The organism is Paenibacillus odorifer (genome assembly GCF_000758725.1).
Taxonomy (GTDB): domain Bacteria; phylum Bacillota; class Bacilli; order Paenibacillales; family Paenibacillaceae; genus Paenibacillus_AQ; species Paenibacillus_AQ odorifer.
In genome coordinates, this window is sequence record NZ_CP009428.1 from 4,312,459 (window position 1) to 4,326,887 (window position 14,429).

The 14,429-nt window shown below is 42.4% G+C and carries 16 protein-coding genes; 4 read left to right on the plus strand and 12 right to left on the minus strand.

The genetic code is table 11. The annotated features are described in order from the left end of the window. Positions 1-30 precede the first annotated feature (30 nt). From PODO_RS18770 to PODO_RS18795, 6 genes are all read right to left on the minus strand, one after another. Entirely contained in the window at positions 31-1,113 is a 1,083-nt protein-coding gene (locus tag PODO_RS18770; protein ID WP_038572153.1) for a Gfo/Idh/MocA family protein, read from the minus strand. Positions 1,114-1,130: 17 nt separating this feature from the next. Beyond that, entirely contained in the window at positions 1,131-2,048 is a 918-nt protein-coding gene (locus PODO_RS18775; RefSeq protein ID WP_235219571.1) for an AraC family transcriptional regulator, read from the minus strand. A gap of 2 nt (positions 2,049-2,050) precedes the next feature. Beyond that, on the minus strand, positions 2,051-3,049 hold the full coding sequence (locus PODO_RS18780; RefSeq protein ID WP_038572155.1) for a Gfo/Idh/MocA family protein: 999 nt from the start codon (positions 3,047-3,049) through the stop codon (positions 2,051-2,053). A gap of 188 nt (positions 3,050-3,237) precedes the next feature. After that, positions 3,238-3,597 carry a GIY-YIG nuclease family protein gene (locus PODO_RS18785; protein WP_038572157.1) on the minus strand — a complete coding sequence of 120 codons (360 nt, stop codon included), beginning with the start codon at positions 3,595-3,597 and terminating at the stop codon, positions 3,238-3,240. Positions 3,598-3,639: 42 nt separating this feature from the next. After that, on the minus strand, positions 3,640-4,119 hold the full coding sequence (locus PODO_RS18790; RefSeq protein ID WP_038572158.1) for a DUF6530 family protein: 480 nt from the start codon (positions 4,117-4,119) through the stop codon (positions 3,640-3,642). 189 nt (positions 4,120-4,308) lie between these two features. Further along, the gene (locus PODO_RS18795; protein WP_038572161.1) at positions 4,309-4,863 is read right to left on the minus strand and encodes a GNAT family N-acetyltransferase; all 555 of its coding nucleotides are present in this window, start codon (positions 4,861-4,863) and stop codon (positions 4,309-4,311) included. A 116-nt stretch (positions 4,864-4,979) separates the two neighbouring features. On the opposite strand from PODO_RS18795, the gene PODO_RS18800 reads away from it, so the two are divergent. Together PODO_RS18800 and PODO_RS18805 are read left to right on the plus strand one after the other, a co-directional pair. Further along, the gene (locus PODO_RS18800; RefSeq protein WP_038572164.1) at positions 4,980-5,561 is read left to right on the plus strand and encodes a LysE family translocator; all 582 of its coding nucleotides are present in this window, start codon (positions 4,980-4,982) and stop codon (positions 5,559-5,561) included. A gap of 19 nt (positions 5,562-5,580) precedes the next feature. After that, the gene (locus PODO_RS18805; protein ID WP_038572165.1) at positions 5,581-6,351 is read left to right on the plus strand and encodes an AraC family transcriptional regulator; all 771 of its coding nucleotides are present in this window, start codon (positions 5,581-5,583) and stop codon (positions 6,349-6,351) included. Here the strand turns inward: PODO_RS18805 and nagA are convergent. From nagA to PODO_RS18830, 5 genes are all read right to left on the minus strand, one after another. Beyond that, positions 6,340-7,488 (minus strand): N-acetylglucosamine-6-phosphate deacetylase, encoded by a 1,149-nt coding sequence (nagA, locus tag PODO_RS18810; protein ID WP_036688848.1) that lies wholly within the window; start codon positions 7,486-7,488, stop codon positions 6,340-6,342. The genes PODO_RS18805 and nagA overlap by 12 nt on opposite strands. Before the next feature lie 23 nt (positions 7,489-7,511). Further along, positions 7,512-8,297: a DeoR/GlpR family DNA-binding transcription regulator gene (locus PODO_RS18815; protein WP_038572168.1), complete on the minus strand. Its 786-nt coding sequence runs from the start codon at positions 8,295-8,297 to the stop codon at positions 7,512-7,514. 175 nt (positions 8,298-8,472) lie between these two features. Then, entirely contained in the window at positions 8,473-8,952 is a 480-nt protein-coding gene (locus tag PODO_RS18820) for a DinB family protein (protein ID WP_036688853.1), read from the minus strand. Between the two features lie 38 nt (positions 8,953-8,990). Continuing rightward, entirely contained in the window at positions 8,991-10,457 is a 1,467-nt protein-coding gene (locus PODO_RS18825; protein WP_038572171.1) for a protein adenylyltransferase SelO, read from the minus strand. Between the two features lie 198 nt (positions 10,458-10,655). Further along, positions 10,656-11,945, minus strand: a complete 1,290-nt coding sequence (locus PODO_RS18830; RefSeq protein WP_038572174.1) for an L-cysteine desulfidase family protein — start codon at positions 11,943-11,945, stop codon at positions 10,656-10,658. A gap of 138 nt (positions 11,946-12,083) precedes the next feature. On the opposite strand from PODO_RS18830, the gene PODO_RS18835 reads away from it, so the two are divergent. Further along, positions 12,084-12,887, plus strand: coding sequence for a lipase family protein (locus PODO_RS18835; RefSeq protein ID WP_370511235.1), 804 nt, complete (start codon positions 12,084-12,086; stop codon positions 12,885-12,887). A 302-nt stretch (positions 12,888-13,189) separates the two neighbouring features. Here the strand turns inward: PODO_RS18835 and PODO_RS18840 are convergent, their stop codons facing one another. Further along, positions 13,190-13,531, minus strand: coding sequence for a DUF4181 domain-containing protein (locus PODO_RS18840; protein WP_036688860.1), 342 nt, complete (start codon positions 13,529-13,531; stop codon positions 13,190-13,192). Between the two features lie 426 nt (positions 13,532-13,957). On the opposite strand from PODO_RS18840, the gene PODO_RS18845 reads away from it, so the two are divergent. After that, the gene (locus PODO_RS18845; protein ID WP_036688862.1) at positions 13,958-14,389 is read left to right on the plus strand and encodes a flavodoxin domain-containing protein; all 432 of its coding nucleotides are present in this window, start codon (positions 13,958-13,960) and stop codon (positions 14,387-14,389) included. Positions 14,390-14,429: the final 40 nt, after the last annotated feature.

Here is a 14,429-nt window from a genome sequence, read left to right on the forward strand (position 1 = left end):
TTACTCTAAATCGCTATAGTTGTCAAAAATCTAATCCAGATACACAGCCTTGCCGGTCTGCGCCGATTCATAAATAGCTTCCAATATTTGCGAAACAACAAAAGCCTGTTCAGGAGTTACAACCGGGTCCTTATCCTGTTCAATCGCTTCAATCCACTTTCTTAATTCAATATCCGGAGCACTTTCAGCTTTTCCTTCATAATAGGCAACACCGCCTGCCCCAAGCTCAATTTTATTAGTGTACAGCTTGCTGAATTTCTCTCCGTTAATTCTAAGTCCGTCCTTCATATCTGCGCCTGCTTCCGTTCCACTTAAGCTGCATTTCGCTTCATGTACGTCTAGTGAATTCAGAGCCCAGCTCGCTTCCAGCATGATTGTTGCGCCATTCTCCATTACGACCATTCCAAAGGCTGAATCCTCCACGGTGAACTTTTTAGGGTCCCACGGTCCCCAGGCGTTGGCGGCTTCTTCTTTTTGTGAAAGTTCATGATATTTAGTGCCCAGCACAACTTTTGGTTTATAGTTATCCATCATCCAAAGGGTTAGATCCAGCGCATGGGTTCCGATATCGATAAGCGGACCGCCGCCTTGTTTCTCTTCATCAAGAAATACTCCCCAGGTCGGTACGGCTCTCCGTCTGATGGCATGTGCTTTTGCAAAATAAATATGACCAAGCTCTCCGGACTCACAAGCTTTTTTCAAATATAAGCTGTCTTCTCTGTACCGGTTGTCATATCCAATGGTCAGCTTCTTGCCTGTACGTTTCGCTGCTTCAACCATTCGTTTGGCATCTGCCGCCGTCTTAGCCATTGGTTTTTCGCACATCACATGTTTTCCGGCTTCTAGAGCAGCGATTGATATTTCCGCATGGACATCATTAGGCGTAAGCACATGAATAATATCAATGGATTGATCTTTTAATAGTTCAGTGTAATCCGTATAGACAGTAGCTTCATTATTTCCGTATTTCTCCGCTGCCTCATCAGCACGTTCTTTAATAATGTCACAGAAAGCCACGATCTCAACCTTACTTTGTCTGCTCAAGCTTGGAAGATGTTTGCCATTCGCAATACCACCACATCCAATAATCCCTACACGAAAAACCTTACTCATATCCTTCACCCTCACCTCTAATGGATTTGTTTGCTGTTTCGATAAGTTGCCGGTGTCATACCTAACCGCTTGCGGAAGACAATATGCAAATAGGTAGCATTGGTAAACCCTTCCGACTGTGCGATTTGTTCTATCGGATAATTGCTTTCTTCAAGCTTGCGGCAGACCGCTTGCAATCGAATATCCTCAAGCGCCCTACTGAATGATTGTTCTGCATTTACTTGCTTAAACACCCGCTGCAGCTGCCTTGAACTAATATTTAGCTTTTCCGCAACATTTTCTAAGGTAACCGTTCCTGAATAATTCGCTTCCATATATTGCATTGCGTATTGATACCGGTAAGTCAGCATATCTCTAACCGGCGCCTCCGTGCGGATCCCGCCTGAATCATACGCTCTAACGGCTTTTAGTAAAATACTGATCACAAGATGCTTAATTGAAGTATAATATCCGGTCAACTTCCCATCGCATGCTTCGTACGCTTCTCGAAAACACTTCATAGCCCCGTGATAGTCTTGTGCTGGAACCAAGGGTAAACACTTCAGCTTCTCCACACAGGTCTCAGCTTCCGCAACCTCCCAAAGATCAGCATCATCCCTGATCCTCTTCTTGATGTCAACATGCAGACATAGCTCTTCCATGGATTCATCAGCATCTGCCTCTTGACGATGCATAACACCTGGTCCGGTTAGATAGAACATTCCTTCTGAAAGAGGATATTTTTGATCCCCAAGAATGACTTCTCCCTTCCCGCGCGGAATGAAATGAAATTCAAATTCAGAATGATTATGGAACTCGACTACTCTGCCCGGTGGAAAAGATGTCAAATGAAATCTAAACACTGTAATCTCGTAATGTCCCCATAGAATCGTGATATCCAATCTTTCAAGCATGTCCTGCTTCTCAAACATCATCTCATAGGGAAAGCTGCTCAACGTTAAGTCCTCCCAATCGGAATTACACAGCCTTCTTTAGCCGAGCGGTTCGCCACCTCCATTAATCTGGTAAGCTCAACTGCCATTTCAACATTTTGAGTGGCAAGTGTATTATTTTGAATATGATCAACCCATTGATGGAAGGCGCTTTCACGATTGCTTTGCAGGGCTACTTCTTTCCAGCCTTCTTCTTTATCCGTGGATTTGTTCGTTCTAAGAAGAAGCTTATTCTCTGGTGTTCCGTAAAGCAGCGTTCCTTCAGTTCCATGCACCTCGATAGTAAACGGCGAATGACTATTCACGAAACCAGCCTCCACCACACCAATTGCTCCTGAATCCGTAAATAGTGTCACTACGGCATTATCTTCCACTTCTTTACCGGTTACATAACCAAAATTAGCACTTACCCCAGTCACATCTTGATCTAAGAAAAGCTTCGCCAAATACATGGGATGACAGCCAAGATCAATCAAAGCTCCGCCTCCACATTGCTCCAAGCTAAAGAAATGATCAGGAAGCCAGCTTTCCGTTGCTCCGTTATGGGATAAGCGAACTCTAACGTAAGTAATCTTGCCGAGCAGTTCCTGACTTAGAATCTCTTGAATAGTTAGTGTATAGCCGTCATTTAAACGAGGCAAGGAGACCGTTAGCTTCACTTTGTTCTCGTTAACTTCTGCGATAATTGCGTTAACTTCTTTTAACGTTGGGGCAATAACTTTTTCTGTGAAAATATGTTTGCCCGCCTTGGCTGCAGCCACGATTACGTCTCTATGCATATTCGTTGGTGCATCCACGATAACGGCATCTATATCCTCTTGCGCAAGCAGATCATCCAGTGATTCAAAAAAAGGAATATTCAAGCTTTCCGCAGCTTTGTTCCCACGCTCTACGTTTTCGTCCCAAACTGCAGCTAATACGGTATCTTCATGCTCCTGAGCTTGCTTGGTATAATCCCATGCATGCACATGCCAATAGCTGAGCTTACCAATTCTAATGGTCATTTACTTGTGCCTCCCGTATATATGTTATTCTGACATCTGCTATAAAAATAACACATAATAAACAGCTTTTTTAGTAGGAAAATGCGACAAAACATATATAATATTACGACACATAAAATCCGGAGTGAAATACGATCCAAAAAAAAGAAACCCTTGCTATGAAAGCTAAAGGTTTCTTTATACTTGGCTTAATGGGTAAGTGGCTTATTATATCCTTTGTCATCAAAGGGTTGCAATTTCTCGAACCACTTCTTTTTCAATAGTTTAAGCTCCCAGCGCACGTCGGTTACGTCTTCTGACTCCTTCTGCTCTAACACCTCATAGCTGAAGGCTTCTGCTCCAAGTTCCTTCCAGTCCTTTTGCAGCTCTGCATTCGCAAATCTGCCCATATCTAATTGCATCTGTATAGTCATCCATTTATTCTTCAGGTTGGGATAGCTGTCAACGAATATTTTCCCGCTTCTTTTGTTTGTAATTTGAATAGCACCCATGTACGTCTTGAGCTGCTTATATTGCTCCTGAAGTTCTTTACGTTTACTTTTGTCCATTATAATTTATGATTCTCCTTTCACAGGCCATTCTGCTAAATTTCAGTACCCCATTTCTTTCAATAAACGGGACAATACCGAAAGTCGTTCTCCGATCATTTCACCATCATCACTAAGCGCCTGAGCGAACAGCTTAATATCATTATCAATCATGGGATTATCTGCACATACAGATACACTCATTGCATCTCCCTGCAGTCCAATACGATCAATCATAGGGCTCTCGGGATCATACATTTTTGGAAAACGATAGGCCTCTTGAAAATACAAACTACTTCTGCAAATCAAAATTGCCAGGTCAAGCACTCTGTGCATTGGCAGCTCTTCGGACTGTCTCGACCATTTGTCCCCTGTATGTCTCCATACCTTTGCTGAGATGTCGACCTTTCCTCTATCGTTCCATTGTGCTAATCCTAGGGATAGACCTTTTGCATCTGTGTCCCCGGCGTAGCGGCCATCAACCTGCTCGTAATTTTCTGACACGACTACAGGTTTATGTTTTAGAGTTGTTGGAATTTTCATGTTAGTCACTCTCCATTTTATGATTTACTAATTTACTCATTTACTAAATTACTAATTCACTAAATCTAAGATTCATATTACCCGGCAAAAGATCATCTGTCAAACGACATTACACCCGTTTTATCCAACAAAACAAAAAATCCCTCTGCGCGCAGCAAAGGGACTGTTATTTTTATGAAAAATATATCTCTAGCTTAAATGATCACTCACATTACACAACCAAACCATATGTACGGAATCAGGTCCCCAATAGTCTTCCACTACTTTATAAGGTTTTCCAAATTTACGTTGCCACCTGACTTGTGCACGTTTATAACCGCTGTCCAGACAAAACCGCTCTACCCCTTGCTTTTGTAGAAATATCATCATTTCCTTAATTAAGGCTGAACCTACACCTTGACCCTGATAACTTGGCATGATGTATAGACTGCCCAATTCCCCTATTTCATCTAACTGATGATCCGTGCAGGTTTGAATATCTTCGCCACAAGCTCCAAAGGAAATCGTACCGACCACCTGCTCTTCTATTTTTGCAAGAAGGAAGTAAGGCTCCCCAGTCGTAGTATCCAGTGAAGTCATCACCATTTGCTTTTTATGATCTATTTCACTTTGGATATCGTCTTGTAAATGATCAAGCCCTTCTTTTTCAAAAGCATCTGGGATTGAAATTTCAAAAACAGAGCATGTGGATTCAAAATCATCTGGAGAAAGTGTGCTTATGGCCATTTGATTACTCTTATTCATTGATTCGTACACCTCTTCTATTCCCGGCCGGAATTCTTAAAAATCCTGCAATAATATACTATCAGCATTCAGACTGAAAGGTTTATATTCATAGAACTACTTTACTGGAGGTCATCATGAATATATTGTCCTTTCTGATCTATTGCGTTGTCGCTACATTTACACCCGGTCCTACCAATATTGTTATTCTTTCTTCCGTGCAACATTCCGGGGCTAAAAAATCAATGGGGTATGTATACGGATCCACGCTGGCTTTTGGCTTATTACTTATCCTTTCTACTCTGCTGAACCGTGTTCTAGTAGAAATCATCCCAAATATCCTGATCATTATGCAAGTCATTGGGAGTTTATATATGCTCTACCTTGCTTATAAAATCTTTAAAATGGGTTCAATGGAAGACCAGCCTGACCCCAATGCCAATTTCCGCTCAGGCGTGCTTATGCAGCTTGTGAATCCTAAAGTGCTAGTATTTACACTAACGGTCATTCCCAACTACGTAATGCCATTCTATACCTCTTCGCTTGCCTTGTTTATGTTTGTTATAATTATAACTGTGATCGGATTTTTTGCATTTACGACATGGGTTGTATTTGGGACAATCTTCAGAACATTTATGAAAAATCATCAAAAAGTTCTAAATACCGTGATGGCACTGTTTTTAGTATACTCAGCCATTATGATATCGGGAATCCTATAAAGTCGCGGAGGTTAAGAACGTGGAGAGATTTAACTATAAAAAGTCAGCAGAGATCCTGTCCTTATCCGCCAGCCTTACTGATTTCACCTATAAAAAACATTGCCATGAGGAATATGCACTCGGTGTGACCCTTCGTGGCATTCAGCAATATAATCTTGACGGTAGTTTGCAATCCTCACATAAAAATGGCGTAATGTTGTTTAATCCAGAACAAACACATGATGGCAATGCGTATGATAAAGGTGGCATTGATTATGTCATGCTTTATATTAAGCCAACCCTAATGCGAGAGATACTAGATAAAAAAGAACTCCGCTTCGCCACTCCTATCTTATACGATGACAAATTGGCGCAGTGCATATTAGCCCTAAACCATGCCATCCAGAATGGCAAAGAGGAGTCTTTGTGCAGTGAACTGTTATTCACTCTGGTTCATTTAGTATCTAATACTGAAATAGTTACCGATCGTAGAACGAATAATAAATTTCTCAAAAAAGCAAAGGAAATGATGTACTGCAGTTTAGACCATGTGCTGAAGCTGGACGATCTCTGCACAGAATTTGGTCTGTCCAAATATCAGTTTATTCGCGAGTTTAAGACACATACAGGAATATCGCCCTATCAATTTTTCTTAAATTGCAAGGTAGAGCGTGCCAAGCAGTCCATTGAGAGAACCAAGGATATCTATGCAGCTGTTGTAGATTGCGGATTTGTGGATCTAACTCATCTGAACAGGCATTTTAAGAGCGTGTTCGGAATAACCGCACATGAATATCGGTCACAGCTGTAAGATTTGCCCTCCTACCATTGTCCAGAGCACTTTAAATTCATCATCCATGAGGACCAGGTCAGCATCTAAGCCAGTGATTATCGTCCCCTTTTGTTGAAGTTCAAGAATATTAGCAGGTGTAGTTGAAGCCATTTGTACGGCATCTGTCAGCGAAATTCCAGTTTCGACAGTATAACGTAAGGCTTCATTCATGGTAACTGTACTGGAGGCCAGCGTGCCATCTTCCAATCGCGCTATGCCCCCAGATACCGTAACCTGATGTCCTCCAAATATATAGTTCCCATCCCCTAACCCCATTGCTTGTAACGCATCTGTGATCAAGACCATTCCTTCTGGTCCTTTCATGGTATGCATCAATCGGATAATTGCAGGATGCAGATGGACATTATCCACAATAGCTTGCAGGCTTACATGTTTCTCTTCGAAAGCGGCAACCACAATCCCCGGATCTCGATGATGGATCGGCCGCATGCCATTAAAACAATGCGTAACATGACTTGCCCCAGCGGCAAAAGCTTGTTTGGATTCCTCATATGTGGCATCCGAATGAGCAATTGCTATCACCACTCCCCGTTCCTTCAAAAAGGAAAGAAGCTCCATGCCTCCCGGCAGCTCAGGAGCAATCGTAACCATTTTAATGAGTGATCCAGCTTCTTGGAAAATGAGCTTCATTTCCTCTAAGTTAGGATGCCGCAGATACTTTTCATTTTGCATTCCTTTTCTCTTGGGGTTTAGATAAGGTCCCTCTAAGTGAATGCCTGCGATCTTTGCTCCCACTTCATGCCCAATTACACGTTTGACACTACGAATCATCTCTAAAAGATCTTCCATCGTAGAACTCACAGAGGTAGCCAGAAATGAGGTGCAACCAGATGCTGCGCAAGCCTTCGATACTTCTTGAATACTCTCTTCAGTACCGTCCATCATATCAAACCCGTTAGCACCATGAATATGCACATCTATCATTCCGGGCACTAACAAATGCCCTCCGCCATCAATCCGTTCATACTCACCCTCTGGGATAGAGGTATCTCCTGAGTCTATCCTCATCACTTTTCCTTCAGAAATCCATACATTGGCCGCTGAAACTATACTATTCTGAAGCACTACTTGTACATTTTGCAAAATATAAGTCATAAACGTTCTCCTCCATTTCGTTATCACTCTTGATTTCGAACCTCTTCAGCTTCATCTTGACACTCAATAACTGTGATGTTCTTCTGATCTAGAACTTCTCTGATCTCGATTGGAAGCTCTCGATTTGTAATTAAAATATCAATGAAGTCAAAGTCTAGCCGATAAAAGGATTTGGCATTAAATTTGGTGTGATCGGCTACTAAAATCACTTGATCAGATCTTCGAGCCATTTCTCTTTTTACCCGCGCATCTTCTTCATAAGGATAATAGAGCCCATCAGCACAGATCGCCGACGCTCCAATAAAGGCTTTATCCGCACGAATTTCACTAAGTTTATCGATAATGGAAGAACCATATAACAAGCGGTTTTTCACATTCAAGTAACCACCAAGTACATAAATTTGCAGATCCTCACGATGGGATAAAATCCCTACATTATCTATTGAATGCGTGACAACCGTAATATCCTGTGCACTAATTTGTTCAGCAACAAACTGTACAGTGGTCGATACGTCTAAAATCACAGTCTCACGATCTTGGATAAGCGCGGCTCCGATCTTCCCTATTCTCTGCTTACTCTCGGATTCATCGATCAAACGATCCTGGTAAGATAATAATTCTTTTTGCAATTCAGGTAACGCTAGACCGCCATGCGTCCGAACAACGACGCCCTCTTGTACTAACCTAACAATATCCCGTCGGGCAGTATCTCTTGAGACTTCAAATTGCGTACAGATATCTTGAACACTCATTGCTTGGTGTTGTTTCAAATATTCGAGTATTTTTAATAATCGTTCCTCTTGATACATAATGAAATTCACCTCCTAAAGTCATCATAAGTCATTTTATAAGTATTTACAAGCGTTTATGAGTATATGATTAAGCATATGTAAGTATTAATACGTAAAAAAAGACGAAAGCCAGATGAATGTGCATCCGCTAACGCCTTTTTAATTTTATTTTTTTAGGATTTACTTCACAATGTCACTTCACATTGCGGTTCCAGCTTTTTTGTATTTTTCGAATAAAAACAATCTGGCCCACATGATAAGCATTATGGGTTGTTACATTTCCGAGTACTTCCCACCATTTACTGTCTGGGAATCCTTGAACATCAGCTTCCAATTGTTCTTTCTTAATCAATTCCTGCCAATGTAAAAGAACCTCTAAAAGTTGTTTTTGCAACGCTTCGAACGTTTTCTCTTCTGCAACGACAAAGGTATTATTATTATCCACTGAAGGAACCGCATGAACACTGGCTTCTTTATACCTTGTTTGCCAAGTTTCATTCCAGTAAAGCAGATGCTGCACAATCTCAGCAATACTATTGCTTTCTTCCGTTACCTTCCAAAAAGCTTCTTCTTCACTTAAGTCTTTAACCGCCACTTCAAAGGGCACATACCAACTCGGATCATTTGCATTGGCCAGCAACTGGTTGGCTAGAACATCATAAGCATGAAACATTCTTCCTTCCCCCATTTTCCAGATAGATTATAAGCAATTTAAGTACCGCAGAATGTACGATATGGACATGCGGATTCCTCAGGAAGTGCCGAGTATTCCTCTTGTTCAGGGGAGTAGGCGTATGGGTTAGACAATGCTTGAAGTAACCTCTCCATCACATCGTAATCTTTCCGCTCTACCGCCGCCTCAAGCGCTTCTTCCACACGATGATTCCGCGGAATAATCGCAGGATTACTGGTACGCATCAGCTCCTGTGAAAAGGATTGTGATTCCTGCTGCCTGCTAAGGCGCGCCTGCCACAGCTCATTCCATTGCTTAAATTCAGGAGTGCCAAACAGATCAGCATCTTCCATTACGCCTAAAGTTAAAGACCGAAATGTATTAGTGTAGTCAGACCGATATTTTTGCATCAGTTCAAGGAGGGTATCAATCAGAGCAACATCCTCTAACTCTTCGTTAAAGATTCCCAGCTTCGCTCTCATTCCCGTTAGCCAATATTGATAGGACCGCTCCGAAAAATCTGAAATTGCCTCCTCAGCCAGCTTAATCGCCTGTGCCTGATCGTCAGCCAGCAATGGCAAGAGAGTCTCGGCAAATCTGGCGAGATTCCATGCGCCAATCCCGGGCTGATTATGGTAGGCATAACGACCTTGCTGGTCTATGGAACTAAATACTGTCTCAGGATTGTACACATCCATGAAGGCACATGGACCATAATCAATCGTTTCTCCGCTAAGGGCCATATTATCGGTATTCATCACTCCGTGAATAAAACCTACAAGCTGCCATTTGGCAATTAGCGCTGCTTGACGTTCCATTACTTCCCGAAGCAGAACAAGATATGGATTATCTTCCACAGGAGCTTCTGGATAATGTCTTTGCAATGTGTAATCAGCCAGAATACGCAGATCCTCCACAGTCCCCCATGCAGCAGCATATTGGAAAGTTCCAACACGCAAATGACTCGCCGCGATCCGGGTCAAAACAGCCCCCGGCTGTTCCGTTTCTCGAATTAGCGACTCCCCTGTAGCTACCACCGCCAAGCTGCGAGTCGTAGGAATCCCGAGTCCATGCATAGCTTCACTGATGATATATTCGCGTAACATCGGTCCAAGCGCTGCCCGGCCATCGCCACCACGAGAGTATGGGGTTCTTCCCGCACCCTTCAACTGAATATCTACACGATCACCTTGAGGGGTGATCTGTTCGCCCAGCAGCACTGCTCGACCGTCTCCCAACATGGTAAAATGTCCGAATTGATGTCCAGCATAAGCTTGCGCAAGCGACACGGTACCTTCAGGAACTTCGTTGCCGGCAAGAATCCCAAGACCCTCCTTGCTCTGTAGTGCTGTGCTATTCAGCCCTAGAGTAGCAGCCAATGGTTCATTAAAAATAATCAGTTCCGGTTTACGCACAGGCGTTGGCTTAATTCTTGTAAACATTGATTCCGGCAGATGAGTATAACCATTCGCAAAATTCCAGCCTATATCTATTTTCTCTGTCATATTATCTCCTTTTTATACCCTCAGTCTCTATGCCTTTATTAACTCAGAATAAGTTATGTTAAAATTTAATGCAAATCTTCTCGCAGACCTATGTTTTGCCGAAGTGTTACAAAGACCGCCCGGCTTCCTGCCATTTTATGCAGGGAACCGGGCGGTCTTAATTATGATGTTCTATCTTGTTTTCAACTTATTTGGAAGCTAATTCGCTCCGCCTTTGGAGAGCATAATATTGAGAATGGTCTTGTCAGTTTCCGCCAGCCCTTCCTGAACCAAACGCTCCATGTTGCGGATGGTATCTTCCACCTCTTCGAAAATCACACCATCCTTGGTTGTAGGAGCAATGTTGTTCATAGCCAGTGTGGCTGCCTGGATCGCCGTATTGGTGGAGGTGGAAATTTTCAGCGCACAGGTAGAATTCGCACCGTCACAGATCATCCCTGACAAAGAAGCTATCGTATTCTGTATCCCATGCTTGATCTGCTCAAGACTGCCGCCCATGAGATAAATGATCCCGCTATTTGCTCCTACTCCTCCTGCAATCCCTGAACCACATAATGGGGACAAACGCCCGATATAATGTTTGATGTGCACAGTGACCAGATTGCTCAGTGCAAGCGCCCGAGCTAGCATTTCTTCATCTTTGCCCAGCAATTCCGCCAGAGCTATAACGGGTAGTGTACAGGCGATGCCTTGATTACCGCTGCCCGCAGTTGTCATCACAGGCATTGCACTGCCATCCATTCGAGCATCTGAAGCCGCTGCAGTGGCCGCGATAATTCTGTTCGCTACATCATTGCCGAACAGATTCACCGCAGATTGCTGATTCATTTTCTTGCCTACTTGCAAGCCATAATCGCCTCGCAATCCCTCATCAGAGATCGCTTTGTTCATCCGCGCTCCTTCCAAGAGAAAGCTAAGCTCTGAAAAAGGAGCGTTACAGATAAACTCGAATATCTGGTCTACTGAGCCCGCATACTCTTCCGTGTCGGAAAGACTAGGCTTGCCACAGTCGGCTTTTGAATTCCGGGGTGTTATTTTCTCCCCGTCCAGAGCCAAATATTCTATATGGGTGTGCTCTCTGGCAATAATGGCAGTCGCCGTATGGTTCTGCGTAAACAACTGGGCTTCAATATATAATTTCTCAGGAGTGTCCTTTATCTCCACTTTTAGCAGCTTTCTATCCAGCAGGTCATTTGCCATCTTCAACTCAGCCTGTGTCAGACCTGACAGAATTTCCAGTTCCTTGTGAGAACGGCCGACCACCGCTCCAAGGGCTGCTGCGATGGGCAGGCCTGTCTGGCCTGTCCCGGGAATGCCCACTCCCATTGCATTTTTGATAATATTACCGCTGAGATGCAGCTGAATCCCCGTAATTTCTTCCTCGAGAAGCTCTGCCGCCAAGGAGACGGCATACGCAACTGCAATCGGCTCCGTACAGCCTTCTGCCGGTACGACTTCCTTGTGTAAAATTTCCAATAAGTTGCTCATGTATGCATTTCCCCCTTCTCTCTCCTGTTGGAGTTATTTATATATAGTAACTCAGAGAGAAGTTTCAGGGAATCCTTTTTCTTAGGAATCACTCCTTCATCCCCCTAATATAGTGTAGGAAAGAAAGGCGGGATGCACGTGAGTAAGAGGAATGAGCAAGGGCAAAGGGCGATCTTTCTAGCTGCAGTCTGCGGGCAGACCTATACACAATTTTCAAATATAGATGGAGTTTTCGTCATTCCATTAGATTATCAGCTATGTCATCCCATTGAAGCACAATCCTTCAATAATGTATGGGAACGTTTCGGCTTTATTTTGGAGTCTTCACAAGAGATTATTATTGCCTTTCGGGGAACCAGTACGACGACCAATTGGATATCCAACGTCCTCGCTTCACAGGAACGGTTCAAATATCTTAAAGAAGACTCTCTCACCCATCGTGGCTTCACCAACATTTATTCTTCAGCTCGGGATGGCATCTTCTCTACGCTCTCCAAGCTATCTCCCGACAAGACCTTATACATTACGGGCCACAGCCTCGGTGGAGCGCTCGCCACCTTATGTACCTTAGATATTGCGGCAAATACCTCTTACACCACACCTAACCTCTATACTTATGGTTCCCCACGGGTAGGCGATCTGGACTTCGTTAATATTTTCAAACAATATGTGCGGAAGAGTTACCGGTATGCCAATCTTTTTGATGTTGTAACCTACGCACCTCCACATGTCTATAAGCTCCCCAAACGGGAAAAAAAGTATTATTACAATCATGTCCACACTTTTAACTCACTGTCTTTCCAAAATGGATCTACAAGTGGTAATCACGTAATCAGCAGCTATTTCGCCGAGCTCTCCAAGCTCCAACCGGAATTCGCTCAAGAATTATGTATAACGAACCCTGGATTCTGTCCACTCGTGGCTACGAAAGCAGAAGTATAATGTGAACACAAAAAGGAGGTGCCCAACAAGCCATAAGCTGGCTGCCGAAACACCTCTTTTCTTCGTATGATTCGATGCCATCAGCAGTTACAAAGTCACTAACGGACTCCATTGACACTAACAGCAGTATATTTCCACTTTAAGAATTCCATCGGACTCCATGGCCACTATTGGCATAAAAAACACCTAATATAAGTCACTTTCTAACGAATAGCTGCACTGGAGTCCGAAACGCTGCCCAAAAGGCGATTATTCAGCAATTAACGTCATCTGGGTCCGAAGCCGGTACGAATGAAACTAGATCAGAATATAAAATAAACTAATACCACACCCAGGACTAACAGAATAAGTGAAACTATGTGCTGTTTCGTATGTTTTAGAAATTTCCAGTCGATGAACGACTGAAACCCTATTGCTACTACTATAACTACAATCCAAAACCATTTTATAACCGTACCCTCTGGGCCATCGGCAATTATTATCACAATCCCCGTAATTAATCCCACAAGTGCAAGTATAAGCTTCCCTTTTATATTAAGCTCATAACCGTCTTCAGGAAGTTTTTCTTTGTCCGGGCCAACAATCCATATCCTTAGAAATAGATTAGAAAAAGCAAGTATTATAAGTATAAGTCCAATTTTCACTTTCGTTCACCTCCACCCTTATATAGAATTCATTCGTATTTATTTCTGATCATTAGTTCTTTGATTTCTTTTAACTCATTTAATATTTCTTTTGATAGTTGCGTACTTCTAGAGTTATCGATGCCTACTTTAATCACAAATATTCCAAGCAACAAATAGATGATTAGCATTACGATGATCCCCAATTTACGTTCACTCCTCTTTTTTTGTATATTTCATTAAAGATATAGTTAGCATTAGATTAATATTATTCCCATGATACCATAATAAGGATATCTAATTAACACTCAGGAGCTTGCCGTTGGCTTGACAAATGATCAGTATATTCGATAAAATATATTATATCTTGATTGTCGAGATAATGGATTTCCAAGATTTTTTACAATGCGGGAACGCGATTAATCTTAACTGAAAAGAGGGAACACAATGGCAGTACTTATTCTATACGCTACAAAATCTGGAGCAACAGAACAATGTGCAAAAGTATTATCAGAAGAGCTACCTCAGAGCAAAATTTGCAATATAGAATTAGAGAAGCCAAATATCGAGGCATTTGATAGCATTATTTTAGGGGCAGGAGTAAGAGATGAAAAAATATATAAAGCCATTCGTGACTTTATCAAAAAAAATAAAGATGAGTTACTGACTAAGAAGATGGGCTACTACATTTGCAACGAGAAACCCAAGAAAACCGAAGAATTAATAGAGAAAAATTTCCCTGATGATCTGAAAGAAGCTGCGATTTGTATTGAATCTTTTGGAGGTTATAAGGCCTATAAGGCTCCAAAGGAAGGTACTAATCAGCTCAAAGGGATATTGGTAGATAAAATAAAAGAATTCTCACAAAATTTCAAATAAAAAATCCTGTTACCAAGACGAAAATCTTGATAACAGGATT